The 25,312-nt window shown below is 69.6% G+C and carries 15 protein-coding genes; 7 read left to right on the forward strand and 8 right to left on the reverse strand.

Annotation, left to right across the window (positions count from 1 at the left end; all coding sequences use genetic code 11):
- Positions 1-88: 88 nt before the first annotated feature.
- Positions 89-1,369: an O-antigen ligase family protein gene (locus tag U4Z31_RS18430; protein ID WP_321811006.1), complete on the forward strand. Its 1,281-nt coding sequence runs from the start codon at positions 89-91 to the stop codon at positions 1,367-1,369.
- 170 nt (positions 1,370-1,539) lie between these two features.
- Here the strand turns inward: U4Z31_RS18430 and U4Z31_RS18435 are convergent, their stop codons facing one another.
- The 3 genes from U4Z31_RS18435 to dnaE form a co-directional block, all read right to left on the reverse strand.
- Positions 1,540-2,718 (reverse strand): glycosyltransferase family 9 protein, encoded by a 1,179-nt coding sequence (locus U4Z31_RS18435; RefSeq protein ID WP_124487202.1) that lies wholly within the window; start codon positions 2,716-2,718, stop codon positions 1,540-1,542.
- Between the two features lie 319 nt (positions 2,719-3,037).
- Positions 3,038-4,132, reverse strand: coding sequence for a glycosyltransferase family 9 protein (locus U4Z31_RS18440; RefSeq protein ID WP_321811007.1), 1,095 nt, complete (start codon positions 4,130-4,132; stop codon positions 3,038-3,040).
- A 323-nt stretch (positions 4,133-4,455) separates the two neighbouring features.
- On the reverse strand, positions 4,456-7,986 hold the full coding sequence (gene dnaE / locus U4Z31_RS18445) for a DNA polymerase III subunit alpha (protein ID WP_321811008.1): 3,531 nt from the start codon (positions 7,984-7,986) through the stop codon (positions 4,456-4,458).
- Positions 7,987-8,209: 223 nt separating this feature from the next.
- On the opposite strand from dnaE, the gene U4Z31_RS18450 reads away from it, so the two are divergent.
- Positions 8,210-9,064, forward strand: a complete 855-nt coding sequence (locus tag U4Z31_RS18450; protein ID WP_321811009.1) for a sulfurtransferase — start codon at positions 8,210-8,212, stop codon at positions 9,062-9,064.
- 22 nt (positions 9,065-9,086) lie between these two features.
- On the forward strand, positions 9,087-9,980 hold the full coding sequence (gene gluQRS, locus U4Z31_RS18455) for a tRNA glutamyl-Q(34) synthetase GluQRS (RefSeq protein ID WP_321811010.1): 894 nt from the start codon (positions 9,087-9,089) through the stop codon (positions 9,978-9,980).
- 283 nt (positions 9,981-10,263) lie between these two features.
- Here the strand turns inward: gluQRS and U4Z31_RS18460 are convergent, their stop codons facing one another.
- The 4 genes from U4Z31_RS18460 to purT form a co-directional block, all read right to left on the reverse strand.
- Positions 10,264-11,814 carry a DEAD/DEAH box helicase gene (locus U4Z31_RS18460; protein ID WP_124667531.1) on the reverse strand — a complete coding sequence of 517 codons (1,551 nt, stop codon included), beginning with the start codon at positions 11,812-11,814 and terminating at the stop codon, positions 10,264-10,266.
- Positions 11,815-12,274: 460 nt separating this feature from the next.
- The gene (locus U4Z31_RS18465) at positions 12,275-12,658 is read right to left on the reverse strand and encodes an MliC family protein (protein WP_124487197.1); all 384 of its coding nucleotides are present in this window, start codon (positions 12,656-12,658) and stop codon (positions 12,275-12,277) included.
- 92 nt (positions 12,659-12,750) lie between these two features.
- Positions 12,751-12,945 (reverse strand): DUF6726 family protein, encoded by a 195-nt coding sequence (locus U4Z31_RS18470; RefSeq protein WP_321811011.1) that lies wholly within the window; start codon positions 12,943-12,945, stop codon positions 12,751-12,753.
- An 18-nt stretch (positions 12,946-12,963) separates the two neighbouring features.
- On the reverse strand, positions 12,964-14,178 hold the full coding sequence (gene purT / locus U4Z31_RS18475; RefSeq protein WP_257772901.1) for a formate-dependent phosphoribosylglycinamide formyltransferase: 1,215 nt from the start codon (positions 14,176-14,178) through the stop codon (positions 12,964-12,966).
- A 238-nt stretch (positions 14,179-14,416) separates the two neighbouring features.
- Here purT and U4Z31_RS18480 point away from each other — a divergent pair, with 238 nt between their 5' ends.
- Together U4Z31_RS18480 and U4Z31_RS18485 are read left to right on the forward strand one after the other, a co-directional pair.
- Entirely contained in the window at positions 14,417-14,962 is a 546-nt protein-coding gene (locus U4Z31_RS18480) for an META domain-containing protein (protein WP_321811012.1), read from the forward strand.
- Positions 14,963-15,142: 180 nt separating this feature from the next.
- Positions 15,143-20,203, forward strand: a complete 5,061-nt coding sequence (locus tag U4Z31_RS18485) for a DNA translocase FtsK (RefSeq protein ID WP_321811013.1) — start codon at positions 15,143-15,145, stop codon at positions 20,201-20,203.
- Between the two features lie 110 nt (positions 20,204-20,313).
- On the opposite strand, the gene U4Z31_RS18490 is transcribed toward U4Z31_RS18485, so the two are convergent.
- Positions 20,314-21,561, reverse strand: coding sequence for a lactonase family protein (locus U4Z31_RS18490; protein WP_321811014.1), 1,248 nt, complete (start codon positions 21,559-21,561; stop codon positions 20,314-20,316).
- Between the two features lie 166 nt (positions 21,562-21,727).
- On the opposite strand from U4Z31_RS18490, the gene U4Z31_RS18495 reads away from it, so the two are divergent.
- A complete protein-coding gene (locus U4Z31_RS18495) occupies positions 21,728-23,557 on the forward strand; it encodes a glycoside hydrolase family 15 protein (RefSeq protein ID WP_321811015.1) in 1,830 nt (609 codons plus the stop codon).
- A gap of 208 nt (positions 23,558-23,765) precedes the next feature.
- Positions 23,766-25,253: a polyhydroxyalkanoate depolymerase gene (locus U4Z31_RS18500; protein ID WP_321811016.1), complete on the forward strand. Its 1,488-nt coding sequence runs from the start codon at positions 23,766-23,768 to the stop codon at positions 25,251-25,253.
- Positions 25,254-25,312: the final 59 nt, after the last annotated feature.

Raw genomic sequence — 25,312 nt, forward strand, 5'->3', positions numbered from 1 at the left:
TGCGCGCTTCGTCCCGCGCGGTGCCGCCGGGACGCGCGGCGCGCAGCACGGTGCCCGCATGCCGCATTCGTCCATTCGACAGGTTCCGATGCTTTCGTTTTCCGCTCCCGCCTCGCGGCGCCTGACCGCCGCCCGCGCCTTCGCCGTCGTCGCTCTCTGCATGGTGCCGGTCTCGACCGCGCTGACCAACGTGTTCTGCGGGCTGTTCGCGGCCGCGCTCGTCATCTCCCCCGAATTCTGGCGCGACCTGCGCACGTTCGTCACCGAACCGGCGTCGCTCGCGGCGCTGCTGATCCTCGCGGCACTGGCCGCGAGCGTCACCTATACGGTCGCGCCGCACCCGAAGGCGTGGAACTGGGTCGCCAAGTACGACAAGCTGTTGCTGCTGCCGTTTGCCGTGCTGGCCTTCCGCCATTCGAACTGGGCGCCGATCGTGCGGCGCGCCTGGTTCGGCACGCTGTGCGTGATCCTGCTGCTGTCGACCACCAACTATCTCGGGCTGACCGCGATCGGGCCCGCGCATTCGAGCGAACTGCCGCTGTCGCGCGCCTGGGTGTTCAAGAACCACATCGCGGCCGGCATGTTCGGCGCGCTGCTGTTCTACCAGGCGGCCGACCTCGCGCTGTCGGCCCGCACCGCGCTGTCGCGTGCCGCGTATGCCGCCGTGGCCGCATGGTCGCTGATCAACGTGTTCGTGATGCTGCAGGGACGCACCGGGCAGGTCATCGCGCTGCTGCTGATCCTCGTCGTCGCGGTGCGCTTCGTGCTGCTGCTGCGCCGCCAGTCGGCGCTGCGCGCGGGGCTCGCCGCCGGGGCGCTGGTGCTGGCCGGCGTCGCGCTCGTCGTCGCCGCGTGCACGGTGCACGACGGCCGGCTCGTGAAGGTCGTGTCGGAAGTGCAGCAGTATCGGCAGACCGATGCGGTCACGTCGACCGGGCTGCGTCTCGAGTGGTACAAGAAGGGGCTCGAACTGTATCGCCAGCGCCCGGTGATCGGCTACGGCGCCGGCGGCCTCGAGTTCGAGTTCGAGAAGCTCACGGCCGGCAAGACGGCTGCCGAAGGCCAGCTCACGTCGAATCCGCATAACGAATACCTGCTGATGGCCGTGCAGCTCGGCACGCTCGGCGTATTGCTGTTCCTGAACCTGATCGTGCAGATCGCGCGCGGCAGCCGCGCGCTCGACCCGCGCTCGCGGCATGTGCTGCTCGCGTGGCTCGCGATCTTCGCGATCGGCAGCCTCGCGAATTCGCTGCTGCTCGATTTCGCCGAAGGTCACCTGCTGGTGCTGCTCGCCGGGATCCTGCTCGGCTGCGGCACGCGCACGGAAGCGCTGCCGCGCGAAACGTCGGCGATCCGGCGCAGCGCGTAACGCATCATCCGGCGGGCCGGCGGGCAGCGCGCGTTGCCGCCTGCCGCCGGTTCGGCTTCTACGACTTCAATGGCGGCGCATGCGTGCCGCTTGTCGGAAGCACGGCCGCTCGGCGCCGACGCGTCGCCACTCCCCGCTTTTCGACTCAGGAAACGTACGGCTTTCGCGCGTCAGTCCGGGCGCGCGCGGTGCAGTCGCGACGTGTCGACGACTGCGTCGGCGGCGCCTGGCGGATTCAGTCCGAGCATCTCGGCGGCCGCCGCCTTCACGCGCTGCGTGCCGAGATTGACGAGACAGTCGCTGTGGCTGTCGACATGGCGCTCGCAGCCTTCGTGCCGGCACGGCACGCAATCGCCCTCGCCCTGCAGCAGCCATACGTTGCCGTGCCGCGCGGAGCCGCGCAGCGCCCACGGGTTCTCGGTCGCCGGCCAGTGCTGCGGCCACGGCCCCCAGCGCACCGGATCGGACGGACCGAACAGCGCGATCGTGTCGGTGCCCGTCGCGGCCGCAACGTGCGTCGCGCCCGTATCGGGCCCGATGAACAGCCGCGCGCGCCGCACCAGCTCCGCGCTTTCGCCGAACGTGAGGCGGCCGACCAGGTTCAGCACGTCGCCGCCCGCCTCGGCCGCGACCTGCTCCGCGTACTCGCGCTCGCGATCGGCCGGGCCGCCCGACAGCGCGATCGCAAACCCCTGCGCGCGCAGCCATTCGATCATCTCGACCCAGCCTTCGAGCCGCCATTGCTTGTAGCGGAACATCGGATACGGATGCAACACGACGAGCGGCTTGCCGTCGCGGATCGCCGGCGATTCGGCGAGCCACGCGTCGAAACGCGCGCGCCGCGCGGGATCGTCGCCGATGCCCGGCGCGACCACCTCGGATACCGGCTCGATGCCGATCACCGGCGCGAGCGCGAGCGTGCTGACGACCGTATGCGCGGACTCGTGATGATTGATCGCGATGCCGTTCAGCATCATTCGAGTCAGCCACGTGACGCGGTTCGGATCGACGAGGCCGACGCGCTTGCGGCCGGCGAACCAGCTATAGAAGCGCGGCCGGTCGGAGCTCAGTGCCGCGCATGCGAGATCGTAGCGGCGCCACATCGACAGCGCATCGCGCAGCCGCTCGCGGAACCCCGCGCGCTGCGCGACGACGATCACGCGCCGCACGTCGGGGTTGTGCTCCAGCACGCCCTCGGTGCCGCGAAACACCAGCATGTCGATCTGCGCATCGGGCCAGCGCGCCTTCAGCGAACGCACGAGCGGCGTCGTCAGCAGCACGTCGCCGATACGGCGCGGGGCTGCGACGAGGATGGTTCGGGGCGGGCGGGCGGAAGAAAACAGGGCCACGGCGATCGTTCCGTCTAGCTGGCTGGACAAGGCTCGCAATGTACAGGATTTTGCGGCCGGTGGCGTGGCGTCGGGTGCGGGCGTCGGCGACATGCCGTGGTTGGTGGTTGGTGGTTGGCGGTTGGCGGTGAGCGGTGGCCGGCGGTTGGCTGTGAGCGACGGCCGGCGGCCAGCGGCCGGCGGCCGGTCGCCGGTCGCCGGCGGTTGGCAACACGGCAGGAACGACGCACGGCGGGGCCTGCCGCCGCCGCGCCGCCCGGCCCCGTTTGCGCGTCCGATGACGGTGCCGGCAATGCAGGCGCCCCCGGCCTTCCGTGGGCTACGAAACGATCGCGCCGACCGCGGGTGCTGCGAGCGTCGCGGCCGGGAGCGGCATCGCCCCCCCCATCGCGTCGTCGAGCTGTCCGGCCTGCGTCAACAGATGAAGCACCGCGCGCTCGAGCGCGTCGACGCCGATCGCGTCGACCGTCGCGCCGGCCCGCAGGATCATGTGCGGCACGCCGAGCGGATGCCAGCGCCGGTATTTCTCGGGGCGGTCCTCGAACAGCGCGGCGACCGGCACGCCGAGCGCCGACGCGAGATGCACGGGGGCGCTGTCGGCCGACACGATCGCGTCGAGCAGGCTCGCGGCGGCCACCAGTTCGACGACCGACGACGGCGCGACATGCCGGGCGTTGACGTCCCGCCACGCATCGCGGTCGGCGCCGGCCTCGGCCGACACGGCGGAATCGCGGAACACGATCACGTCGGCGAACGGTGCGAGCCGCCGGCCGAGGTCGCGCCATCGATCGGCCGGCCAGCGCCGCTCGGCCGCCTTGTTCGACACGAACAGCCCGACGCGCGGTTTCGTGCGCGGCCCGAGCAGCCGATACCACGTGTCCTGCAGCGCGCGGTCCGGGTGCACGGACAACGCGAGACCGTCGAGATCGGTGCGGCCGAGTTCGGGCACGAGCCGGAATCCCGACAGCGCTTCATGGCAAATCGGCCGCGACGCGACATGGTCGGGCTTGCGGTCGTCGAATTCGGAATCGGCATCGTGCCAGCGGCAATCCTTCACGCCGAGCTGCCGCGCGAACCGGATGCTGCTGCGATGCATGCCGCCGTTCGGCACGACCACGAGGTCGAACCGCAGGCGGCGCAGCCGGCGCACGAGCCGCAGCCGGTCGAAGAACGCGCGCATCCGTCCGGGGCGGTCGTTGCGCTCGCACTGACGGCTGTACACGTAGGTATGGACCGTGTGCACGTCCGGGTTGCCGGCCAGCGCGGCCGCGTTGTAGCGGTTCGCGACCACGTGCAGCTCCTTGCCCGGCCAGCGCTGTTTCAGCGCGCCGAGAAAAGCGGTCGTGCACAGCATGTCGCCCAGAAAATCAATCCGGATCACGAGGATCCGCCCCGTCGGTTTCCCGTTGGCCATCGTTGTTGTGATGCTGTCGATTTTTTATCGTCGCGCACCAGCCGGCATCCTGGCGTTCTTTACCGTGCCGGCTTCGTCGCGTGGTCGCTCGCGGCACCGCGACGCATCGCGTGCCGCGCGGAACCGTCCCCGTCTGATTCGCGCGCGCGATGTCGCCGCCGGCCGGCGGACAGACCGCAACCGGCGCCGTATCGGCGTCGCGCGACGGATTGTATAGCGTCCGGATGACGGCCCCAAGCATCCGCCGACATGAAAACGGCCCGCCGCACCGCACGATGGCGATGCGACGGGCCGCGCAGGCAACGACCGTCCGGCGGGGACCGTCAGTACGTGATTTCGACGATGCTGCCGTCGAACGTCGCGCGCAACTCCGCGAGCAGTGTGTCGCTCGGCTTCACGCGCCACGCGTCGCCGAGCCGCATTTCCCCTTGCGCGCGCGCGTTGCTGTAGTGAACCTGGACCGCGAGCCCGTTCGGCAGCGGCGCCTGCGGGCGACGGCCGCCGTCGCGCCCGCCGCCGCGCGGCGCGGGTACCTCGAGCGCGGGCGCGGCCGAATCGTCCTTCGACACGTGCGGCTCGAGCACGCGGCGCAGCGCCGCCGCATCCGCATTGCCGTTCATCGTGAGCCGCACCGCCTGCGCGTAGCGGCTGCGCGCGCGTTCGAGATCCATCACCGTGTCGGCCGTGAAGCGAATGCCGCCGGTGAACGCATCGTTGCGCGCCTGCCCCTGCACGATCAGCAGTTCGTCTTCCTTGAACAGCGCCTTGTTCGCCTCGAACTGCTCGTTGAAGATCGTGATCTCGCACTGGCCCGAGCCGTCGTCGAGCAGCGCGATCAGCATCTTGCCGCGCTGGGTCATCTGCGTGCGCAGCGATGCGATGATGCCCGCGACGAGCTTGTCGCGCCCTTCCTTCAGGTCGCCGACCTTCTGCCGCACGAACCGGCGCACTTCGTCGCGATACGCGTCGAACAGGTGGCCGGACAGGTAGAAGCCGAGTGCGCCCTTCTCTTCCTGCAGGCGGCGCTTGTCGTCCCACGCGGGTTCGTCGACGAGCGCATGCGCGTGCGGCGACTCGGCGCCCATGTCGAACAGCCCGGCCTGCATCGCGTTCGCTTCGGCCTGGTCGGCCGCTTCCATCGCGAGCGGCACCGACGCAATCAGCTGCGCGCGGTTCGCGTTCAGCGAATCGAACGCGCCGGCGCGGATCAGCGCCTCGACCGTGCGGCGGTTGACGACGCGCCGGTCGATCCGCTCGCAGAAGTCGAACAGGTCGGTGAACGGCTTTTCGTCGCGGGCGCGCAGGATCTCCTCGATCGCGTTCTGGCCGCTGCCCTTCACCGCGCCGAGACCGTAGCGGATCGTGCGCGAGCGCTTGCCGTCGGCTTCGGCGACCGGCTCGAACCGGTAATGCGATGCGTTGATGTCCGGCGGCAGCACGGCGAGGTTGTTCACGACGCAGTCGTCGTACAGGATCTTCACCTTGTCGGTGTCGTCCATCGCGAGCGTCATGTTGGCCGCCATGAATTCGGCCGGATGGTGCGCCTTCAGCCACGCGGTGTAATACGCGAGCAGCGCATAGGCGGCCGCGTGCGACTTGTTGAAGCCGTAGCCCGCGAACTTCTCCATCAAGTCGAAGATCTCGTCGGACTTCTCGCGCGTCAGGCCGTTCTTCGCCGCACCCTCGGCGAAGATCTCGCGGTGCTTGGCCATCTCCTCGGGCTTCTTCTTGCCCATCGCGCGACGCAGCAGGTCGGCGCCGCCGAGCGAGTAGCCGCCGATGATCTGCGCCATCTGCATCACCTGCTCCTGATAGACCATGATGCCGTAGGTCTCTTTCAGGACGGGTTCGACGCGCGGATCCGGATAGTCGACCTTCTCGCGGCCGTGCTTCCGTGCGCAGAAGCTCGGGATCAGGTCCATCGGGCCCGGACGGTACAACGACACGAGCGCGATGATGTCCTCGAAGCGGTCGGGCTGCGCATCCTTCAGCATGCCCTGCATCCCGCGGCTTTCCAGCTGGAACACGGCGACCGTGTTGGCCTTCTTCAGGATCTGGAACGACGCCGGATCGTCGAGCGGCACCTGCGCGAGCGACCAGTCGGCCTTCGACGCATCGAGGCGGCGAATGTAGCGCTCGGCCCAGTCGAGGATCGTCAGCGTCGTGAGACCCAGAAAGTCGAACTTCACGAGGCCGACGGCTTCGACGTCGTCCTTGTCGTACTGGCTGACGACGCCGCCGTCGTCGCCCTGCGTGTACAGCGGGCAGAAGTCGGTCAGCTTGCCGGGCGCGATCAGCACGCCGCCCGCGTGCATCCCGACGTTACGCGTCAGGCCCTCGACGCGCTGCGCGAGATCGAGCAGCTGGTGCACTTCGTCCTCGTGGTCGTAGCGCTCCTGCAGCTGCGGCTCTTCCTTCATCGCGTCGGCGATGGTCACGTGCTTGCCCGGCTTGAACGGGATCAGCTTCGCGACGCCGTCGGTGAACATGTAGCCGAGATCGAGCACGCGGCCGATGTCGCGCACGGCCGCCTTCGCGGCCATCGTGCCGAAGGTGGCGATCTGCGACACGGCATCCGCGCCGTATTTTTCCTTCACGTACTGGATCACGCGATCGCGGCCGTGCTGGCAGAAGTCGATGTCGAAGTCGGGCATCGACACGCGTTCCGGATTCAGGAATCGCTCGAACAGCAGGTTGTAGCGCAGCGGATCCAGATCGGTAATGCCGAGCGCGTACGCGACCAGCGAACCGGCACCCGAGCCGCGGCCCGGACCGACCGGCACGCCGTTGTTCTTCGCCCAGTTGATGAAGTCGGCCACGATCAGGAAGTAGCCCGGGAAGCCCATCTTCGTGATGGTCCCGCACTCGAATTCGAGCCGCTTGTAGTACGTGTCGCGCTGCGCGTCGCGCTCCGCCGCATCCGGATACAGCTGTTCGAGGCGCTTCTCGAGCCCCTCCTTCGACAGCTGGACGAGGTAATCGTCGAGCGACATGCCGTCCGGCGTCGGGAACAGCGGCAGCTTCGGCTTGCCGAGTTCGAGCTTCAGGTTGCAGCGCTTCGCGATCTCGACCGTGTTCGCGACCGCCGACGGCAGGTCGGCGAACAGCGCGACCATCTCGTCCTGCGTGCGGAAGTACTGATCGGTCGTGAAGCGCTTCTGGCGCCGCGGATTCGCGAGCATGTCGCCTTCCGAGATGCACACGCGCGCTTCGTGCGCGGTGAAATCGTCGTCGGTCATGAACTGCGTCGGATGCGTCGCGACGACCGGCAGCTTCAGCGACGCGGCGAGCGTCGCGGCCTGCTGGATGTACGCCTCGGCGCCCGGCTGGCCGTAACGCTGCAGCTCGATGTAGAAGCCGCCCGGGAACACCTTCGCCCAGCGCTCGGCGTGCCGGCGCGCGGCCTCCTCGTTACCGGCCGCGAACGCGAGCCCGATGTCGCCCTGCTGCGCGCCCGACAGCGCGAGCAGCCCTTGCGACAGCTCGCCGTCGAGCCAGCTCGCGTCGAGCTCCGCGCGGCCGCGGTACTGGTTCGTGAGCCATGCCTTCGACAGCAGCTCGCACAGGTTCAGGTAGCCGGTCTTGTCCTTCACCAGCAGCAGCAGGCGCGACGGTTTGTCGCGATCATCCGGATTGGTGATCCAGACGTCGCAGCCGGCGATCGGCTTGATGCCCTTGCCGCGGGCTTCCTGGTAGAAACGGACGAGGCCGAACGCGTTGCCGAGATCGGTGAGGGCGAGCGCGCCCTGGCCGTCCGCGGCCGCCGCCTTGACGATGTCGTCGAGACGCACGATGCCGTCGGCAATCGAGAATTCGGAGTGAACGCGAAGATGGACGAAGCGGGGATCTGACATGGGCGTTATTGTAGCCGCGTCGCCGCGCAGGCTGCCCAAAAAATCCCCGCGCCCGGCCGTTCGGCCGATGCGCGCGACGCCGGCCGAACGGCCGGGTGCCGGCAGACGTGCAGTTTGCGGGATAATACGGGTTTTCGAATCACCGCCCCGGCTTCGCACCCTTTTTTTGCGGGGCCACCGTGCGCCCGCCGCACGGTCGCGGCCGTTTTCCCGTCGGACCATCATGACCATCGTCAACCTCGCCGCCTACCACTTCGTGTCGCTCGACGCGACCGAGCAATGGCGCCCGCTCGTCACCGCCCGCTGCAACGAACTCGGCCTGCGCGGCACGATCCTGCTCGCGCCGGAAGGCATCAACCTGTTCATCGCCGGCCCGCGCGACGCGACCGACGCATTCATCGACTACCTCCGCCACGATCCGCTGTTCGAAGGCAAGTTCGCGACGCTGCAGTTCAAGGAGAGCCTGTCCGACTCGCAGCCGTTCCGCCGGATGCTCGTGCGCCTGAAGCGCGAGATCATCACGATGAAGAAGCCCGCGATCAAGCCGGAGCTCGGTCGCGCGCCGTCGGTCGACGCGCACACGCTGAAGGCGTGGCTCGACCGCGGCCACGACGACGCCGGCCGCCCGGTCGTGATGCTCGACACGCGCAACGCGTTCGAAGTGGACGTCGGCACGTTCGACGACGCGCTCGACTACCGGATCGACAAGTTCAGCGAGTTCCCGGAAGTGATCGACGCGAACCGCGCCGATCTCGAGGGCAAGACGGTCGTGTCGTTCTGCACCGGCGGCATCCGCTGCGAGAAGGCGGCGATCCACATGAAGGAAATCGGCATCGAGAACGTGTACCAGCTCGAGGGCGGGATCCTGAAGTACTTCGAGGAAGTCGGCGGCGCGCACTATCACGGCGACTGCTTCGTGTTCGACTACCGCACCGCGCTGAACCCGCAACTGCAGCCCACCGAGAACGTCACGTGCTTCGCGTGCCGCGCGGTCGTCACGCCGGAAGCCCAGCAAGCGCCGAGCTACGTGCCCGGCAAGTCGTGCCCGGCCTGCGCGCAGGCAGCCAGCGTCGCGTAAGCGCGCGTCGCACCGCGTCCCGATGAACGGCTACCGCGGCCGCTTCGCGCCGTCGCCCACCGGCCCGCTGCATTTCGGCTCGCTGGTCGGCGCGCTCGCGAGCTGGCTCGACGCGCGCGCACACGGTGGCGCATGGCTCGTGCGCATCGAGGACATCGACGGCCCGCGCACGGTGCCCGGCGCCGCCGACGACATCCTCGCGACGCTTGCGCATTTCGGCATGACGCCCGACGAGCCGCCCGTGTGGCAAAGCACGCGCGAGGCCGACTATGCGGCCGCGCTCGAACGGCTCGTCACCGCGGGGCTCGTCTATCCGTGCGGCTGCACGCGCAAGGAAATCGCCGATTCGCTGCGCGCCGCGCACGAGCGCCACACGACGCTCGCCTACCCGGGCACCTGCCGCACCGGCCTGCACGGCAAGCCCGCCCGCGCGTGGCGGCTGCGCGTGCCGGACGGCGACGCGGCGCTCGTCACGTTCGACGACCGCTGGCAGCACACTCAAGCGCAGAACCTCGCGACCGAGGTCGGCGATTTCGTGCTGAAGCGCGCCGACGGCCAATGGGCGTATCAGCTCGCGGTCGTGGTCGACGATGCCGACGCGGGCATCACGCACGTCGTGCGCGGCGCCGACCTGCTCGACTCGACCGCGCGCCAGATCTACCTGCAGCGCTGTCTCGGCGTGCCGACGCCGGCGTACCTGCACGTGCCCGTCGTCGTCGACGCGAACGGCGAAAAGCTCAGCAAGCAGACGGGCGCGATCGCGCTCGAGCGCGACGATCCGCTGCCGGCGCTGCGCGCCGCCGCCGCGCATCTCGGCCTGTGGGCCGATGGCGATCCGTCGATCGATACGCTCGATGCGTTCTACGCGGCCGCGACCGATGCGTGGGCGCGTCGCTTCGGGCCACGCGCCGGTTGAGAGGCGCTCGCGGGACACCCGTTCGTGTCGACCGCGTTCCTGCGTCCGTCAGCGGTGAGTCCGGTCGCATGCAAGCGTGATGGCAGCCTGAACGGAACGCCCGCCGGCGACACGGCATCGGACTAGTCCCGCAGGCTGCCCCGCCCCACGCGGCAAGTCGTCGCCCATCTCGCCCGCTCCTTCACGAATCGTCTCGCCCAATGAAAAACGGGCACATGCTCATCGCATGCACCCGTTTCCGCGGCAGCGCTCGCGCGCCGCACCGACCGCCTGAACCGCCCGCTTACGCCGACGGCTTGCGCGGCATCCCGAAGCCGCCCAGCAGCGCGGCGACCTGACGCTTCGGCCCCTTCTTCTCGGGCTGCTGCGCGGACTTGGTCTCTTCCGGCTGCTTCGCCGGCGCCGACGGTTCGTACGGCTTCAGGAAGAAGTCGTCGACCGGCGCCTCGTGACGACGGTGGTGGCCGCGCTCGGACCCGCCCGAACGACGCCCCGACGCGCCGCGATGCTCGTCGCGATCGCGACGGCCGCCGCGATCACCGCGCTCACTACGATCGCCCCCGCGCTCGCCGCCACGATCGTCGTGACGATGGCGCGCCGGCTTGTCGAGCGCGAGCGTCTGCACCTCGAGCGGACGCTTGATCAGTTTTTCGATATCGGCGAGCTGCTTGCGCTCGTTCGGGCTGCACAGCGACAGCGCATCGCCCGTCGCACCCGCGCGGCCCGTGCGGCCGATCCGGTGCACGTAGTCTTCCGCGTTGAACGGCAGGTCGAAGTTGATCACGGCCGGCAGTTCGGCGATGTCGAGGCCGCGCGCGGCCACGTCGGTCGCGACCAGCGCCTCGATCTCGCCGCGCTTGAACGCGTCGAGGGCCTGCATCCGCTCGATCTGCGTCTTGTCGCCGTGGATCGCCGAAGCGACCACGCCGTCGCGCTCGAGGTTGCGGGCCAGCCGGCTCGCGCCGATCTTGCTGTTGCAGAACACGATCACCTGCTTGAGCCCGCGATCGCGCAGCAGCTGCACGACGGCGGCCTGCTTGTCGCCTTCGGCGACGTCATAGACGATCTGCGTGACGTTCGCGTTGGTCGAGTTGCTGCGCGCGACCTCGATCGTCTGCGGGTTGCGCAGGTAAGTGGATGCGAGCTTCTTGATTTCCGGCGAGAAGGTGGCCGAGAACAGCAGCGTCTGGCGTTCCTTCGGCAGCAGGTTCAGGATGCGCTGCAGGTCCGGCAGGAAGCCCATGTCGAGCATCCGGTCGGCCTCGTCGAGCACGAGCATCTGCACCTGCCCGAGGTTCGCGGTCTTCTGCTGCACGTGGTCGAGCAGGCGGCCCGGCGTCGCGATCAGGATCTCGACGCCGCGGCGCAACTCGGCCATCTGCGGGTTCATGTCGACGCCGCCGAACACGACCGCGCTGCGCAACGGCGTGTGCTTGCCGTATGCATGCACGTTCGCGGCGACCTGGTCGGCGAGCTCGCGGGTCGGCGTGAGGATCAGCGCGCGCACCGGGTGGCGCGCGGGCGATGCGCTCGTGTTGGCCTGCGGCAGCAGGCGCTGGAGGATCGGCAGCGAGAAGCTCGCGGTCTTGCCGGTGCCCGTTTGCGCGGCGCCCATGACGTCGCGGCCGGCGAGCACGACCGGAATGGCCTGCGCCTGGATCGGCGTCGGCGTCGTATAGCCCTGCTCCGCAATGGCTTTCAGGATATCGGCGGCAAGGCCGAATTGATCGAAGGTTGCGTCGACTGGCTTGGCGACAGAATCGGACATGGTGGCGTTTCGCTCAAAAGGCGCGGCGGGGACTTCGTGCGTCAGGCCGGCCGGGCCTGCGCTCATCACATTTCGGAAGTAGACGGAGCCGCGGCGCGCCGCGCGGCGCCGCTCTGGCGCTCGGGACCGGTTCAATTCGAACAGCGGGCGCCACAGGCCGTGCGGACTCCGTTCGGCGCGAATGCCGGCGGAAAGGGCCGTATTGTAGCACTGCGCAGCAATCTGTCCGTGACAACGCCGCGAACGGCCCCGGCGGCGGCTCGCGGCTCGCGGCTCGCGGCGTGCGCCGGCAGGCCGGCGCGGGGCGGATGCGTCGTGCGATCGGGCTATCCCGATCGGCTGATGGTGGAAATACGGGGTCGAATCTCGGGCATCTGCCGCGGGGCAGCTGCCGCGAGGAATCAGCCGGCGGCCGGCGAGCCCGGGCGCCGCCGGCGCCACCTTCCGGTCCGAGGTCGAACCCGGCTGCCCGCATCGATCGCGGCAACCGGCACGCCCGCGCGGCGTAGCCGATCGCGCGCCGCGTTCAACCCTTCTTCTTTTTCTTCTTCTCGACCTGCACGCAGTCGCCCAGCAGCGGTGCCGCGTTCTGGTCGGCGATCTCGTCGCGCAGCGTCCCTTCCTTGCCCTTCGTCCACCAGGTATAGCGTCCGGCCTGGTAACGCGCGCCCGACGCCGAAACGGTATCGACGAACAGCAGCTGCTGCCCGTTGACCGGCACCAGCGCGAAGCTCTGGCCGTTGCCCGCGCGCCAGTACGACACGCGTACCGGCTGCTTCTGGTTCGCGCACTGATAGAGGGTCTGCACGCGCGCATCGGCGTCGATCTCCTCGACGGTCAGTTGCGCGGCCTGCGCGACGGAAACGGCGGTGCCGGCCAGCGCGAGCGCGGCAAGGGTGTGGCGAATCATGCAGTTCCTCTCACGAGACGGGTGGAAGCGCGCCCTCGCCGGACGCGCGATTGTCGTTGGTTATGGTTGGCTACGGATCGAGGGTTCGCCCGTCAGGGATCGATGACGTCGGCGCACGCGTCGGTCGGTGCGGCCGCGACGTGGCCGACGAGCGGCACGATCTTCAGCCCGGCCGATGCGACCCGGCACGGCGCGGCCGCGAGGCCGCACCCCGCGAGACTCGCGACCAGCGCCAGCGCGGCGACCAGCTTGCCGAGCCGTCCGATCCGCTGCCATGTCGACGCCATCGCGCTCTCCTGGTCCGGTCAGCGTGCCGACACGGGCCGCACGGCCGCCGCGGCGCGCTTCGCGCGTTCACGGGCTTCGTCGACGGTCGCGCCGGTCGCGAGCGCGACGCCCATGCGTCGCTTCGCGAAGCTTTCCGGTTTGCCGAACAGGCGCAGGTCGGCGCCCGGCACGGCCAGCGCGTCGCGCACGCCCTCGAACGCGATACCGCGCTCGTCGAGCCCGCCGTAGATCACCGCGGACGCGGCCGGCGAGCCGAGCGTCGGATCGACCGGCAGCCCGAGAATCGCGCGCGCGTGCAGTTCGAACTCCGACTGGCGCTGCGATGCGAGCGTGACGAGGCCGGTGTCGTGCGGCCGCGGGCTCACCTCGGAGAACCAGACTTCGTCGCCGCGCACGAACAGCTCGACGCCGAACAGCCCGCGCCCGCCGAGCGCCTCGGTCACCTTGTGCGCGATCTCGCGCGACTTTTCCAGCGCGACGGCGCTCATCGGCTGCGGCTGCCAAGATTCGACGTAGTCGCCCGCCACCTGCACGTGCCCGACCGGCTCGCAGAAGTAGGTGCGCGTCTCGAGCGTCGCGGGGTCGATCGCGCGCACGGTCAGCTGCGTGATCTCGTAGTCGAAATCGACGAAGCCCTCGACGATCACGCGGCCGTGGTTCACGCGGCCGCCCGCCATCGCGTAGTCCCAGGCGGGCTTCACGTCGGCCTCGGTCCGCACGACCGACTGTCCCTTGCCCGACGACGACATCACCGGCTTCACGACGCACGGCATGCCGATCTTCGCGACGGCCGCGCTGAACGCGTCGAACGAATCGGCGAACGCGTACGGCGAAGTTGCCAGCCCGAGTTCCTCGGCCGCGAGACGGCGGATGCCTTCGCGGTTCATCGTGAGCTGCGTCGCGCGTGCGGTCGGGATCACCTCGGCCAGGCCGGCCGCCTCGATCGCCGCGAGCGCATCGGTTGCGATCGCCTCGATCTCCGGCACGATCAGGTGCGGACGCTCGGCCTCGACGACCGCGCGCAGCGCGGCGGCGTCGGTCATGTCGATCACGTGCGCGCGATGCGCGACCTGGTGGCCCGGTGCGTCCGGATAGCGGTCGACCGCGACGACTTCGACGCCGAGCCGCTGCAACGCGATGATGACTTCCTTGCCGAGTTCGCCCGCGCCGAGCAGCATGACGCGCGTGGCCGAGGGTGAGAGCGGCGTACCGAGCCGCTGACCGATCTGCATGTGATTTCCCGCTGGTTCTGTTGGAGGACGAAAACGGCTTCGATGTTAACACGCACACCCGACGCACACCTCACGCGCACCCGCGCCGGTCCGGCCGGTTTCGTCGCATCGCCCCCCCGCCGCGCGAGGCTCGCGGGCGGATTGCGAACGTTTTCACGCGCGAAGTGTCGGCTCGCCTCGCGCGGGGCGGGTGCGTTACTCTTACGCCTTGATCAGAATCCGATGAGGAACGAGGCTCATGTCCCACCTGTCCGCCGCCGCACGCGCACGCACCGGCCTGCTTCGCCCGCTGCGCGCGCCGCTCTGCGCGTTGACGCTTGCCACGCTTCTCGCCGCCTGCGCGATGCCGACCCACCCCGATTCCGCCGCCCCCGCACCCGACCCGTACAACCCCGCCGCCGTCCAGCTGCTCGACGACACGAGCTGGGAGCTCACGAGCTGGGTGAACGCCGACGGCACGCCGCGCACGATTCCGCACGGCGACAACGGCGAGCCGATCAAGCTCGCGCTGTCCACCGAAGCGGGCGTCCGGCGCGCCAGCGGCTTTTCGGGCTGCAACCGCTATATGGGAACCTATGCGCTGAAGAACGGCCTGCTGAGCTTCGGGCCGCTCGCCGGCACGCGCATGGCATGCACGAACACGCTCGGCGGCCAGCTCGAGCACGCGTACCTCGATGCGCTCGCGCACATCGGGAAGACCGGCGTGCAGATGCGCGAGCCGCAGCAGTTGCAGATCGTGACCGAAGCCGGCGCGACGCTGACCTTCACGCGCCGGAGCCCCTGATGCAGCGCGCGGGCGAAGGCCGATCGGCCGCCTTCGCCGCGCGCGGATCCCGGACGCATGCGTCCCGCGGCCTGGAAGCGCATCGACGCCTTCAAACTGCCTTAGAGTCCTGCTCGTCGGCCGGTTAAACTCGGCGGGTCGCGCACCGCGCTCCCCGCCCTCTTCCTGTTTCATCAAAGCATGCACACGGTTGTCTTCGGCTGGTTCGGCATCTCCGCCGTCTGGTTCCTCCTTCTCATCTGGCGTCTCGTTCAGGCGATGCTGCCCGGCGGCGGCGGACTCGCCGGCCGCGGCTCGATTCGCCTGTGGCTCGGCTTCGCGGCCGTGTTCGTCGCGAGCTGCGCGCTGACGAGCCCGCTGTCGGGCCCCGACTCGAATGCGCTCGGCCACGCGTTCTCGAACGGCTTCGCGCATGTGCTCGGCCCGATCGGCACGCCGGTCGCGATGGTCGTGCTGTTCTTCGCGGGCCTGCCGTGGCTGACCGGCATCGGCTGGCGGCAGTTCGCCGCCTGGGTCGACACGTCGTTCGGCGTCAAGCTCGCGCGCGACGTCGACGACGACGACGTGCGCGGCGTTGCCGACCTGCCGCGCAGCGCGCTGCATCGCGACGACGACATCGTGCAGCCGACCACCGCCCATACCGTCAACTCGATGGCGCCGCGGCAAAACGGCCGGTATTCGCGCCCGACATTGTGGAAGCCCGATCCGCAGGCGCGGCCGAAGCCGCGCAGCAAGCCCGCGCCGCGTCCGCTCGCCGAGCCGGTCGCGCCGACGGGCTGGCTGAAGCCGACGTCGGCCAATCGCATGCCGCCGCCCGCACCGGGCGCGACGAGCGCCATGCCGCCCCCGACGACCGGCAGCACCGCCAGCCTCGCGCGCGCCGCCGCGAACAGCCAGGTGCCGCGCCCGAGTCCGGCCCCGCTGCCGGCCGGGTTCGAGCCCGTGCGGCCGCAACCGACCGCCGCGCGACCGGCCGCAGCCGCGCTGAAGCAACCGGCCGCGCCGCGCACCGCGGTCACGCCGCGCCCGGCCGCCGCGACGCCGCCGCGCACGCCCGCCCGCCCGGTGACGGGCGCCGGCGCCGCCGGCCAGTCGCCGGACGCCGCACGACGCCGCCCCGCGCCGCCGGCCCCGGCACGCGCGCCGCTCTACGCGTGGGTGCAACAGCCCGCGGAGCCGATTACGCCAGCACCGAGCGTTCACGACACGCTGCGCTCGATCGAAGCCAGTACCGCGCAGTGGGCGACGCTGGACGGTGTGCGGCAGGCCGACGCGTCGTCGGCGCCGGCCGCCGCGGCGACCGTGGCCGGCGCGGTTGCAGCGGCGAGCAGCGTCGCCGCGTCGGCGTCGACGGCCGTACCGGCCGGGATCGTTGCGAACGCGCATCAGGCCGCGCCCCGCGACGCAGTCCGTCCGGACGCGCACGAAGCCGCGCCGGCCTATGACGACGCACCGATCGTGCTGGATGCATTCATGCCGGCGGAGCCGAGCATGCGCGTGCCTGCCGTCGATACGGATGGCGTGGCATTCGACGAGGCCGTGCTGCCATCCAACGACGCACCGATCGTGCTGGATGCGTTCATGCCGGCCGAGCCGGGCGAGCGCGTGCCTGCTGTCGATACGGGTACCCCGGCGTTCGGCGAGACCGTGCGGCATGCCATGCCGGATCCCGGCGTCGAAACCGATGCGCCGACGCGTCACGCGGACCGCGAGCATCGGCATGGCGCCGATGCACCAGCCGCGCCGGCATTCGATGCCCCAATCGACTTTGCGCCTTGGGAAGACATCGTCAGCCCGCCGGTTTCCGGGCTCGGCGCGCCGCATGAAAGCCCGATTGCCGTGCCACCGTCGGACGCGGACGAGTCGGTGGCCGAGAGCGCAGCGGTCGGTACGCCTTCGGCCGCTGTCACGTCGACCGTGAGCGCCACGGGCCGCACCGTCGATGCGAAGGATGCGGCAACGGCCGCCGGAATTGCCGGCCAGGTCCAATCGCAAGCTACGGCGCTTGCCGATACCGCCGTATCGGTCGTCGCGAAAGAACACGCGCACGCGACGCAGGATGTCGTGAAGCCGGTCCAGCCGGTCACGCCGCCTCCCCTCTCCGCTTCGTCGATCGCGGCAACGCCGACGCAGCCGCGTGCCGATGCAGTGCCCGTCGCCGCAGCGACGACGGCAGCCTCGGCCGCGTCGAACACGGCACCGGCCGGCGCCGTGACGGGAACGGTCTGGCACGCGGCAGCAAAGCACAGTGGCGAAACCGCTCCGTTGCCTGCAGGCATGCAACGCGCCACGCCACCGGCACCGGCGGCACCGGCCACCGCGGTCATGGAACCTGCGTCCGTCGACGCCGCGCCCTCCTCCGCATCATGGTCGAAGCCTTTGTCCGCTGAGCCCTTCGCTGGTGCGCAGACGACCTCGGCAGCTGACGCGTCGTCGCCCGTCGGCAGCGCATCCGGTTCTGCCGCGCCGGTGCCCGCGAACACGCCGAACAGCACACCTGTCGCGGCAGCGCCTGCGTTTACCGGCATGACAAACCCGGGCGCCGGTTCGCTGTCGCGACCGGCCGCATCGGAATCGTCTGTTGCGCCTGCTGCTCCCATTGCACCGTCCACGCCGGTGAGTGTCACGGGTACTGCGTACGGTTCCGGCATTCACGCGCCGGCTGCCGCGGCGTCGACGATCGACGCCACGGATCCGGCATCGAGCACGATCACGCCGGCGCCCTCACCGACGACGCCTGCCCGAACGCCTTCGACAAGTGCCGCCGCCCCGTCCGCCGCGCAGGCGTCCGCACCCGCTCCGACCGCGGCAGCGGCGACATCCGCCCCCATGCCCGTGACTGGCGTCTCCGACCTGACAACGGCACAACCTTTTGCGGCCGCGCCAAACGCAGCCGCTGCGGCTTCCGCCCTGACGTCTGCGGCGGGCGCTTCCGGCCCGGCCACCGCGCAGCCTTTCGCATCCGCGCCGACCGTGGCAGCCGCCACGGCGCCCGCATCGACCGGCACGTCCTTCAGCGCAACCGGATCGCAACCTGCGCAACGCACGCCGGTGTCGCCTGCCGCCGCGTCTTTCGCCTCGTCGGGCAGCGCATTGGCCGCAACGTCGACCGCATCGGCGACGCCTTCGGCAGCATCGACCACCCGCATGCCTGGCGGTTCGGCATTGGGTGTGCCGGCCGCGACGACTGGAGCGACGCAGACGACAACCGGCGCCGCGCCTGCCGCCGCCGCCGCCGCCGCCATCGCCCCGACACCGTCTTCCGGCGCACTCGCACCGACGAACACGGTCGCCGTTGCCGCGCCCGCCGTGTTCGGCGCCAGGCCTGCCGCGACAAATGGCGCGACGGCATCCTTCGCCGCTGCCCCGGCCACGACGGCACCGGCCGCGTCGCCGACTTCCGCGCCCCCGTCGGTCTCGGCATTGCCGACCTACTCCGCGCCGGGCGGCTCCGTCGACACGGCAACACCGGCGCAATCCATCGCGTCCGCACCGCTGCCGCAGGCCCCGTCGTTCACCACCCCGCCGGCTCCCGCCGCTGCGCCGGCGAGTTGGTCCATGTCCGACATCGGCACGACGCCCGCGACAACCGGCATCACGATCCCGGCCGCCACGACCGTGCCGCTTCCGACCGCAACGCCTCCCGCGGCCACCGTGCCGCCGGCACCGGCGGAATCGGGCGCCCCGGCCGCCGACGCATCGGCCGCGCCCGCGCGCCAGCCGCGCCCGAACGCGTTCGAATTCCACGCACCCGCGTCGTTCAACGTGGAGCTGCCGACGCTCGACCTGCTCGAGCCCGCGTCCGACGACGTCGAAACGATCACCGAGGAACACCTCGCGCAGACGGCCCAGGTCATCGAGCAGCGCCTGCAGGAGTTCAAGGTGCCGGTGACGGTGGTCGGCGCATCGGCCGGCCCGGTGATCACGCGCTTCGAGATCGAACCCGCGCTCGGCGTGCGCGGCAGCCAGATCGTCGGCCTGATGAAGGACCTGTCGCGCGGCCTCGGCCTCACGTCGATCCGAGTCGTCGAGACGATTCCCGGCAAGACCTGCATGGGCCTCGAGCTGCCGAACGCGAAACGCCAGATGATCCGCCTGTCGGAAATCCTCGAGTCGCGCCAGTACCAGCATTCGGCGTCGCAGCTGACGATCGCGATGGGCAAGGACATCACCGGCCACCCGGTCGTCACCGATCTCGCGAAGGCGCCGCACATGCTGGTCGCCGGCACGACGGGTTCGGGCAAGTCGGTCGCGATCAACGCGATGATCCTGTCGCTGCTGTACAAGGCGACGCCCGAGGACGTGCGGCTGATCATGATCGATCCGAAGATGCTCGAGCTGTCGGTCTACGAAGGCATCCCGCACCTGCTCGCGCCGGTCGTCACCGACATGAAGCTCGCGGCGAACGCACTGAACTGGTGCGTCGGCGAAATGGAGAAACGCTACCGGCTGATGTCGGCCGTCGGCGTGCGCAATCTCGCGGGCTTCAACCAGAAGATCCGCGACGCGGAGGCGAAGGAAAAGAAGATCGGCAACCCGTTCTCGCTGACGCCCGACGATCCCGAGCCGCTGTCGAAGCTGCCGCTGATCGTCGTCGTGATCGACGAGCTGGCCGACCTGATGATGGTCGCCGGCAAGAAAATCGAGGAGCTGATCGCCCGTCTCGCGCAAAAGGCGCGCGCGGCCGGCATCCACCTGATCCTCGCGACCCAGCGCCCGTCCGTCGACGTGATCACCGGCCTCATCAAGGCGAACATCCCGACGCGCGTCGCGTTCCAGGTGTCGTCGAAGATCGACTCGCGCACGATCCTCGACCAGATGGGCGCCGAATCGCTGCTCGGCCAGGGCGACATGCTGTTCCTGCCGCCGGGCACGGGCTACCCGCAGCGCGTGCACGGCGCGTTCGTCGCGGACGAGGAAGTGCACCGGATCGTCGAATACCTGAAGCAGTTCGGCGAGCCGCAGTACGAGGAAGGGATTCTGGACGGCCCGGCTGCCGACGGCGCGACGCAGGACCTGTTCGGCGAAGCGCCGGATGCGGAGGCCGATCCGCTGTACGACGAAGCGGTCGCGTTCGTCGTGCGCACGCGGCGCGCGTCGATCTCGTCGGTGCAGCGCCAGTTGCGCATCGGCTACAACCGCGCCGCGCGCCTCGTCGAGCAGATGGAGGCGGCCGGACTGGTGTCGCCGATGGGCATCAACGGCAGCCGCGAGGTGCTCGTGCCGGCGGCGGCCGACTGAGCATGGCGGCCGCACGGCCGCCGACGATCGATCCGGGCGCCCCGCGCAAGCGGCCGCCCGGACGAACAAGGGCGCTGCCTCGGCAGCGCCCTTTTTTCATGGACGGCGATTTACAGCGCCGCCGGCACCAGCTTGAAGTCGACCGGGCTGCCGACCGCCACCTTCTGCGGATTCGCGCCGAGCTGCCCCGTCTGGACGTCGCGGCTGAACACGTAGAACGTGTCGCTGTCCTGGTTGCCGACGATCAGCCACTTGCCGGTCGGATCGATCAGGAATTCACGCGGCGTCCTGCCGAGGCTCGACTGGCGCCCGACGGTCTTCAGCCGGCCGTCGGCCTGGTTCACCGCGTAGATCACGATTTCGTTCACGTCGCCGCGATTGCTCGCGTACAGGAAGCGGCCGTCCGGCGACAGGTGGAGCGCGCCGCCGCCGACCTTGCCCTTGAAACCCGGCACCGTCATCGGCAGCGTCTCGACCGGCGTCAGCTTGCCGTCGCGGTAGCCGAATACCTCGACCGACGCGTTGAGTTCGCTCGTCACGTACGCGAACCGGCCGTCGGCGCTGAATACCATGTGACGCGGGCCGGAGCCGGCCTTCACCGGCGTGTAGCGCGTGTCGGTCGGGCTGATCAGCCCGCGGCTGCCGTCCACCGTGTAGCGGTAGCCGTAGAGCTTGTCCGCGCCGAGGTCCTGCACGAACAGGTAGCGGCCGTCGGGCGAGAACACCGTCGAGTGCACGTGCGCGCCGTCCTGGCGCCCCTTCACGGGCCCCGTGCCCTCGTGATGCACCGTCAGCACGGCCGGGCCGGCCGCACCGCCGTCGCGGATCGGGAACACGGCGAAGCTGCCGCCCGGATCGGCCGCGACTGAGTAGTTGGCCGTGACGAGGTACTTGCCGTCCGGTGACAGCGCGAGATAGCAAGGATCGTTCCCTTCCGACGACACGCGGTCGATGAACGTGAGCGCCCCCGTCTTCGGATCGAAGCCGAACGTGCTGATGCCGCCGCGCTGCGTGGCCGGCCAGTTGTCGCCGGGCAGTTCGTTGACCGCGTAGACGGTGCGACCGTCGCGGCTCGGCAACAGGTAGGACGGATTCACGGTCTTCGCCGACGACACGGGCGCGATGCTGCCCGTTTTCGTATCGAAGCGGTACACGTAGATCCCGTCGCTGCCGTGCCCCGTATAGGTGCCGACGAGCAGGTTGTAGACGCCGTCGGCCGGTGCCGGCGATTGTTGTGCGAAGGCGTGGGTCGCGGACAAGGAAAGCACGAGCGCGAAACCTTTCATCCAGTGAGCGAACCTAAGCGGGAACCCTCGTGTCGAAGCGCGCGCGTCACGCTCGCGTAAACGGTTGGGCATTGAATCCTCCTTGCATCGAGTCGCTTCAAGTGTTGAGATAGGACGAAACGCCGGCCGTTCATGCGCTCCGCCGCCCGGGCGAGTATACGGGGCGCGACGCCGGCGCGTGAAGCCCGGGCGCCGCAGCCCTGCATCGTGAACTCGAATATCCAAGGACCGCTTGCCCATGCCCGCCCTGATCGAAGACTACGCCCTCGTCGGCGACGGCCATACCGCCGCGCTGATCTCGAAAGACGGCTCCGTCGACTGGCTGTGCTGGCCCCGCTTCGATTCGGGCGCCTGTTTCGCGGCGCTGGTCGGCACGCCCGAGCACGGCCGCTGGCTGCTCGCGCCGGCCGCCGACGCCGCGATCACGCACACGACGCGCCGCTATCGCGGCGACACGCTGATCCTCGAAACCGACTACGAAAGCGCCGACGGCGCGGTCACCGTGATCGACTTCATGCCGCCCGGCAACGGCTGGTCCGAACTGGTGCGGATCGTCGTCGGCCGCCACGGCACGATGAAGATGCGCATGGAACTGGTGTTGCGCTTCGACTACGGTTTCTCGATCCCGTGGGTCACGCAGCTGACGCGCGAGGACGGCATGAAGGCGATCGCCGGCCCCGATACCGTCGTGCTGCGCACGCCGGTGCCGCTCACCGGCAAGAACCTCCATACGCTCGCGGAATTCACGGTGCGCGCCGACGAACGTGTGCCGTTTTCGCTCAGCTATGCGGCGTCGCACCTGCGGCTGCCGCCCGCGCGCGATCCGCTGTCGATGCTCGCGCGCACCGAGAACTACTGGCTCGAATGGTCGGGCCGCTGCCAGGTGCAGGGCCGCTACGCGGCCGCCGTGCGCCGTTCGCTGATCACGCTGAAGGCGCTCGCGTACGAGCCGACCGGCGGCATCGTCGCGGCGCCGACCACGTCGCTGCCCGAGAAGATCGGCGGCAACCGCAACTGGGACTACCGCTACTGCTGGCTGCGCGACGCGACGATCACGCTGCTCGCGCTGATGCGCGGCGGCTATTACGACGAGGCGCGCGCGTGGCGCACGTGGCTCGGCCGCGTGATGGCCGGCTCGCCCGAGCAGATCCAGATCATGTACGGGATCGCGGGCGAGCGCCGGCTGCCGGAAATGGAGCTCGACTGGCTGCCCGGCTACCAGGACTCGAAACCGGTGCGCGTCGGCAACGGCGCCGCGAACCAGCTCCAGCTCGACGTGTTCGGCGAAGTGATGGCCGCGCTGCACCTCGCGCGCGTGGGCGGCCTGCAGGCCGACGACACGGTGTGGTCCGTCCAGTGCTCGCTGCTCGACCATCTCGAGAAGATCTGGCGGGAACCCGACGAGGGCATCTGGGAGACGCGCGGCGGCCGCCGCCACTTCACGTTCTCGAAGGTGATGGCGTGGGTCGCGTTCGACCGCGCGATCAAGTCGGCGGAGATGTTCCGGCTGCCCGCGTCGCTCGACCGCTGGCGCGCGCTGCGCGACCGGATCCACGCGGACGTGTGCGACAACGCATGGCATGAAGGCAAACAGGCGTTTGCCCAGAGCTACGGCAGCGACGAGCTCGACGCGAGCGTGCTGCTGCTGCCGCTGCTCGGCTTCCTGCCGCCGGAAGACCCGCGCATCGTCGGCACGGTCGACGCGATCGAGCGGGAATTGCTGCACGACGGCCTCGTGATGCGCTACCGCACGACCGAGTACGACGACGGCCTGCCGCCGGGCGAAGGCACGTTCCTCGCGTGCAGCTTCTGGCTGGTCGACAACTACGCGCTGCTCGGCCGGATCGACGACGCGCATCGGCTGTTCAGCCGGCTGCTCGCGCTGTCGAACGACCTCGGGCTGCTCGCCGAGGAATACGATCCGGTCGATGGCCGGCTCGTCGGCAATTTCCCGCAGGCGTTCTCGCACGTGGCGCTCGTGCATACCGCGATGAACCTGATGCACCACGAAGAGGCGATGGCGCGCGCGGCCGGCCAGCCGGCGCCGGCCGTGGCGACGGGGCGCTGACCGGGGGTGGAGCGGCTTCTTCAGAGATCGTCAATTCGCAAACGTTTGATGAAAAATCGGAAAAATGTTGCATTGCAACATTGATCGTTGTCCGATATGATCGACTCGATTGTCCGGCCGCACTGCAACATGGCCGGTCGCTGACCCACACGGCACGCCGCGACGCCACACGCCCCTGCGCACCGTCCCCCAAGCGGGAGTAGTCTGCATGCTTTACCAACTGCACGAATTCCAGCGGGCGATGCTGAGCCCGCTCACGGCCTGGGCCCAGGCCGCCTCCAAGTCGTTCGCCAATCCGTCCAGCCCGTTCTCGCTGATGCCCGGCGCGCCGCGGATGGCCGCCGCGTACGAACTGATGTACCGGCTCGGCAAGGATTACGAGAAGCCCGAATTCAACATTCACCAGATCGTCAAGGACGGCCACAACATCCCGATCGTCGAGCAGACGATCATCGAGAAGCCGTTCTGCCGGCTGCTGCGTTTCAAGCGCTATTCGGACGACGCCGATGCCGTCACGCAGCTGAAGGACGAGCCGGTCGTGCTGGTCTGCGCGCCGCTGTCGGGCCACCACTCGACGCTGCTGCGCGACACCGTGCGCACGCTGCTGCAGGATCACAAGGTGTACATCACCGACTGGATCGATGCGCGGATGGTGCCGGTCGAGGTCGGCCCGTTCCACCTGCACGACTACATCGCGTACATCCAGGAATTCATCCGCCACATCGGCGCGCGCAACCTGCACGTGATCTCCGTGTGCCAGCCGACCGTGCCGGTGCTCGCGGCGATCTCGCTGATGGCGAGCCGCGGCGAGGAAACGCCGCTCACGATGACGATGATGGGCGGCCCGATCGACGCGCGCCGCAGCCCGACGTCGGTGAACTCGCTGGCTACGCAGCACTCGACCGCGTGGTTCGAGAACAACGTGATCCACACGGTGCCCGCGAACTATCCGGGCGAAGGCCGCCACGTGTATCCGGGCTTCCTGCAGCACACGGGCTTCGTCGCGATGAACCCGGAACGTCACGCGCAATCGCACTGGGACTTCTACCAGAGCCTGCTGCGCGGCGACGAGGACGACGCCGAGGCGCACCGCCGCTTCTACGACGAGTACAACGCGGTGCTCGACATGGCGGCCGAGTACTACCTCGAGACGATCCGCGTCGTGTTCCAGGAATTCCGGCTCGCGGAAGGCACGTGGGATGTCGAAGGCGAGCGCGTGCGTCCGCAGGACATCAAGCACACCGCGCTGATGACGATCGAGGGTGAACTCGACGACATCTCGGGCAGCGGCCAGACGCACGTCGCGCACGAGCTGTGCACGGGCATCCCGCAGGACGACCGCCGCAGCCTGACCGCCGAGAAGTGCGGTCACTACGGGATCTTCTCGGGCCGCCGCTGGCGCACGATCATCTATCCGCAGTTGCGCGACTTCATCCGCGAGCATGCGCCGGAACCGAAGAACGGCACGACGAAGTTGCCTCCCGATGCACAGGACGCGACCACGATCGGCGCCGTGCCGGCCGCCACGCCGCAGCCTGAAACGACGGCGCGCGCCACCGCCGCGAAACGCACGCGCCCGAAAGCGCCGGCCGTGACGGTCGCACCCGCCAGGACGGCCGTCGCGAAGGCCGCCCCTGCCGCGAAACGCGCAGGCAGCACGCGCGCCAAGCCCGCGCGGGCGCGCAAGGCCGCCTGACGCACCGCGTCCCGACGCAAAAACGCCGCCGTTGCTTGCGCACGGCGGCGTTTTTTTTA

Source organism: Burkholderia sp. BCC1985 (assembly GCF_905339915.1).
Classification (GTDB): domain Bacteria; phylum Pseudomonadota; class Gammaproteobacteria; order Burkholderiales; family Burkholderiaceae; genus Burkholderia.

Excerpts from the sequence above, each read along its gene's own strand:
- U4Z31_RS18430 (WP_321811006.1), top strand. The coding sequence starts at position 89 with ATGCTTTCGTTTTCCGCTCCCGCCTCGCGGCGCCTGACCGCCGCCCGC.
- U4Z31_RS18440 (WP_321811007.1), bottom strand. The coding sequence starts at position 4,132 with ATGGCCAACGGGAAACCGACGGGGCGGATCCTCGTGATCCGGATTGAT.
- dnaE (WP_321811008.1), bottom strand. The coding sequence starts at position 7,986 with ATGTCAGATCCCCGCTTCGTCCATCTTCGCGTTCACTCCGAATTCTCG.
- U4Z31_RS18450 (WP_321811009.1), top strand. The coding sequence starts at position 8,210 with ATGACCATCGTCAACCTCGCCGCCTACCACTTCGTGTCGCTCGACGCG.
- gluQRS (WP_321811010.1), top strand. The coding sequence starts at position 9,087 with ATGAACGGCTACCGCGGCCGCTTCGCGCCGTCGCCCACCGGCCCGCTG.
- U4Z31_RS18460 (WP_124667531.1), bottom strand. The coding sequence starts at position 11,814 with ATGAGCGCAGGCCCGGCCGGCCTGACGCACGAAGTCCCCGCCGCGCCT.
- U4Z31_RS18465 (WP_124487197.1), bottom strand. The coding sequence starts at position 12,658 with ATGATTCGCCACACCCTTGCCGCGCTCGCGCTGGCCGGCACCGCCGTT.
- U4Z31_RS18470 (WP_321811011.1), bottom strand. The coding sequence starts at position 12,945 with ATGGCGTCGACATGGCAGCGGATCGGACGGCTCGGCAAGCTGGTCGCC.
- purT (WP_257772901.1), bottom strand. The coding sequence starts at position 14,178 with ATGCAGATCGGTCAGCGGCTCGGTACGCCGCTCTCACCCTCGGCCACG.
- U4Z31_RS18480 (WP_321811012.1), top strand. The coding sequence starts at position 14,417 with ATGTCCCACCTGTCCGCCGCCGCACGCGCACGCACCGGCCTGCTTCGC.
- U4Z31_RS18485 (WP_321811013.1), top strand. The coding sequence starts at position 15,143 with ATGCACACGGTTGTCTTCGGCTGGTTCGGCATCTCCGCCGTCTGGTTC.
- U4Z31_RS18490 (WP_321811014.1), bottom strand. The coding sequence starts at position 21,561 with ATGCCCAACCGTTTACGCGAGCGTGACGCGCGCGCTTCGACACGAGGG.
- U4Z31_RS18495 (WP_321811015.1), top strand. The coding sequence starts at position 21,728 with ATGCCCGCCCTGATCGAAGACTACGCCCTCGTCGGCGACGGCCATACC.
- U4Z31_RS18500 (WP_321811016.1), top strand. The coding sequence starts at position 23,766 with ATGCTTTACCAACTGCACGAATTCCAGCGGGCGATGCTGAGCCCGCTC.